At 68.3% G+C, this 3474-nt stretch carries 5 protein-coding genes; 3 read left to right on the top strand and 2 right to left on the bottom strand.

From position 1 onward, the window contains the following. A partial coding sequence (locus tag WA965_RS00005; protein WP_526446858.1) for a bifunctional methylenetetrahydrofolate dehydrogenase/methenyltetrahydrofolate cyclohydrolase occupies positions 1–708 on the bottom strand: 708 nt, incomplete at its 3' end. Between the two features lie 76 nt (positions 709–784). Here WA965_RS00005 and WA965_RS00010 point away from each other — a divergent pair. Continuing rightward, complete coding sequence (locus WA965_RS00010) at positions 785–1981, top strand: NADH:flavin oxidoreductase (protein ID WP_526299756.1); 1197 nt, start codon at positions 785–787, stop codon at positions 1979–1981. On the opposite strand, the gene WA965_RS00015 is transcribed toward WA965_RS00010, so the two are convergent. Beyond that, positions 1965–2528: a TetR/AcrR family transcriptional regulator gene (locus WA965_RS00015; protein WP_526299758.1), complete on the bottom strand. Its 564-nt coding sequence runs from the start codon at positions 2526–2528 to the stop codon at positions 1965–1967. The two genes, WA965_RS00010 and WA965_RS00015, sit on opposite strands and share 17 nt — an antisense overlap. A gap of 48 nt (positions 2529–2576) precedes the next feature. Between WA965_RS00015 and WA965_RS00020 the strand changes: the two genes are divergently transcribed. Together WA965_RS00020 and WA965_RS00025 are read left to right on the top strand one after the other, a co-directional pair. Continuing rightward, positions 2577–2966 carry a nuclear transport factor 2 family protein gene (locus WA965_RS00020; RefSeq protein ID WP_526299760.1) on the top strand — a complete coding sequence of 130 codons (390 nt, stop codon included), beginning with the start codon at positions 2577–2579 and terminating at the stop codon, positions 2964–2966. Between the two features lie 54 nt (positions 2967–3020). After that, positions 3021–3474 (top strand): FHA domain-containing protein (locus tag WA965_RS00025; RefSeq protein WP_526446860.1); only part of this gene is annotated, 454 nt, incomplete at its 3' end.

Here is a 3474-nt window from a genome sequence, read left to right on the forward strand (position 1 = left end):
GTCGCGACTCACCCCGACGTCGACGACCGCGGCGCCGGGACGCACCATCTCCGCGGTCACCATGTGCGGCACCCCGGCCGCGGCCACGATGATGTCGGCTTCGAGGGTGATCTGGGGCAGGTGGCGGGTCGCGGTGTGACACAACGTGACGGTGGCGTTCTCCGAACGCCGGGTCAGCAGCAGTCCGAGGGGCCGACCGACGGTGACGCCGCGGCCGATCACCGCGACGTGGGCGCCCGCGATCTCGACCTCGTAGCGCCGCAGCAGGTGCACGATGCCGCGGGGGGTACACGGAAGGGGCGCCGGCTCGTTGAGCACCAGCTTGCCCAGGTTCATCGGGTGCAGCCCGTCGGCGTCCTTGTCCGGGTCGACACGTTCGAGGGCGGCGTTCTCGTTCAGATGCTTGGGCAGCGGCAACTGGACGATGTAGCCGGTGCACTCGGGGTTGGCGTTGAGCTCGTCGAGGATCTCCTCGAGGGCGGCCTGACTGATGTCGGCGGGTAGGTCACGGCGGATCGAGTTGATGCCGACCTTGGCGCAGTCGGAGTGCTTGCCGCGGACGTAGGCCTGCGATCCCGGGTCGTCGCCGACCAGCACCGTGCCGAGTCCCGGAGTACGCCCGGCCTCGGTCAGGCGCGCGACGCGCTCCTTGAGGTCGACGAAGATCTCGTCGCGCGTGGCCTTACCGTCCAAAGTGATCGCACCCACGGCAGTCATTCTGTCAGGCCGACATTTCTTCACCGATCGCGATCTCTGCAACCCCGACGTGGCAAGCTCCGTAGACATGACAGAGCCGCACGATGTGTTCACCCCGGCCAAGCTCGGTCCGCTGACGCTGCGCAACCGGATCATCAAGGCCGCGACGTTCGAGGCGTCGACGCCGGATGCGCTCGTCACCGAGGATCTGATCACCTACCACCGGCTGCCGGCCGCGGGCGGGGTCGGCATGACCACGGTCGCCTATTGTGCCGTGGCCCCCGGCGGCCGCACCGACGGCTGGCAGCTCTGGATGCGCCCAGAGGCGGTGCCGGGCTTGCGGCGGCTCACCGACGCCATCCACGCGGAGGGCGCCGCGATCAGCGCGCAGATCGGGCACGCCGGTCCGGTCGCCAACGCACGCACCAACAAGGCGAAGGCACTGGCTCCGGTCCGTTTCTTCAATCCGCTGTCGATGCGGTTCGCCAAGAAGGCCAGCCGGGATGACATCCGCGACGTGACGGAGGCCCACGCCAACGCCGCCCGACTGGCGATCGCGTCCGGCTTCGACGCCGTCGAGATTCATCTGGGACACAACTACCTTGCCAGCGCATTCCTGAGCCCGATGATCAACCGGCGCGACGACGAGTTCGGCGGCTCGCTGTACAACCGCGCCAAGGTTGCCCGCGGAGTGGTGCAGGCGGTCAGAAGCGCGGTCGGTGATCAGATCGCGGTGACCGCGAAGCTGAACATGTCCGACGGCGTGCGGGGCGGCATCCCGATCGAGGAGTCGCTGCAGACCGCCAAGTGGCTGGAGGAAGACGGCGGTCTGGACGCGCTGGAGCTGACCGCCGGCAGTTCCCTGCTCAACCCGATGTTCCTGTTCCGCGGCGGCGCCCCGGTCAAGGAATTCGCCGGAGCCTTCAAACCCCCGCTGTCCTGGGGCATCCGGATGACGGGCAGGAAGTTCATCCGCGAGTACCCGTACCAGGAGGCCTACCTGATGAGGGATGCGAAGAAGTTCCGCGACGAGCTGACGATGCCGCTGATCCTGCTCGGCGGTATCACCAACCGCGAGACCATGGACCTGGCGATGGCCGAGGGCTTCGACTTCGTCGCGATGGGACGTGCCCTACTGGCCGAACCGGATCTGCTGAACCGTATTCAGGCCGACAGCAGCGTGAAGTCGATCTGCGACCACTGCAACCTGTGCATGCCCACGATCTACAGCCACACCTACTGCGTGCGCACGGGGTCGCCGTCACCAGTCAGCTCGGGGCGATGAGCGCCCGCGCGCAGTCGGCGACGATCGCGTCGGCACTGACCGGGATGGTCTGACCGGCCCGCAGGTGACGCCGCACGATCGCATAGGGCACGTCGATCAATGCGGCACCGACCCTGCCCGCATCGTCGGGTATCTCGGCGAGCACCTTACGGAGCTTGCGCTGCAAGCGTTTCCGCCGGCCGGTGAGTGTGTCGGGCCAGTCGGACATCCCGAGAGCGTCGGGACCGGCGAGCAGCACCTGGGCCTCGACGGGGTGCTCCCGGCACCACGCCACGATGCGCAGTGCGCCGGCCACGCAGCGCTGCTGGGCGTCGTCGGAGGTGGAGAGCGCCTCGACGAACACCGCCTGGAACCGCTCCTCGGTACGCACCCACAACTCGCCGCACAGCGCCGCCCGGGTCGGAAATCGGTGGTACACCGATCCGCTCGGCGCGCCGGTGCCGCGGGCAACCGCCGACATCGTCACCGCCGCAGGTCCTTCGGCGGCCAGGAGTTCGGCGGCTGCGTCGAGCAACACGTCGACGGTGTATCGGGCGGGCCGCGGCATTGCTCCACCCTAAAATAGAGGTTAATCTCTAAAAAGAGAGGAGCCGTGATGACCACCCCCACCGAAGTTGCCCAACGCTTCTACCGGGCCCTCGCCGAGAGCGACGGCCAAGCCCTATTCGACTTGCTCACAGACGATTTCGAAGGGGTCGTCAGCAAGGGCATGCCGCACGGTGTCGGAGGCGAGTACCACGGGCGTGTCGCGATGATCTCCGCCGTGTGGGGCCGCATCGATTCGGTGTACGACGTCGAGGTCGAACCCGCGGAGTTCCTCGCCACCGGCGACCGCGTCGTCGTCCTGGGTGCGTACCGGGGTTCGGCGCGCGCCGGAGACACCGCCGTCGACGCCGCGTTCGCCCACATCATCACCGTCAAGAACGACCGGATAACAGCGCTGCATCAGATCACAGACACCGTCAGGTGGACCATCCCCGCCTGAGGTCTTACCGATACAGTTGGTCGCGATGTCTGATGTCGCCGCCGGAGCGGCTCCGTGAGCCGACCGGTATCCCCAGCGCTGACCGTTCGGTACGACGGATCCCCCCGCACCTTTTCAGCAGGCAACGACGTTGTCGTCGGCCGTGATCTACGCGCCGACGTCCGCATTGCCCACCCGTTGATCTCCCGCGCCCACCTGGTGCTGCGGTTCGATCAGGGCCGGTGGATCGCGATCGACAACGGCAGCCTCAACGGGATGTACCTCAACGGCCGCCGGGTCCCCGCCGCCGACATCACCGACGGCCAGCAGATTCATGTGGGCAACCCGGACGGCCCGCTGCTGACCTTCGAGGTCGGCCGCCATCAGGGGTCGGCGGGTTCGCCACCGCCGACGGCCGCGGTCCCGGTTGCGGGCCGCTCCAGCGCGGCATGGCCCACCCAACCGCCGCCGGCAGGACGGCCGCCCGTGCAGCGGCCGCGGCCACCCGGGTACCAGACCGGGCCCGGTG

The organism is Mycobacterium sp. (assembly GCF_049683935.1).
In the GTDB taxonomy this organism is placed as follows: domain Bacteria; phylum Actinomycetota; class Actinomycetes; order Mycobacteriales; family Mycobacteriaceae; genus Mycobacterium.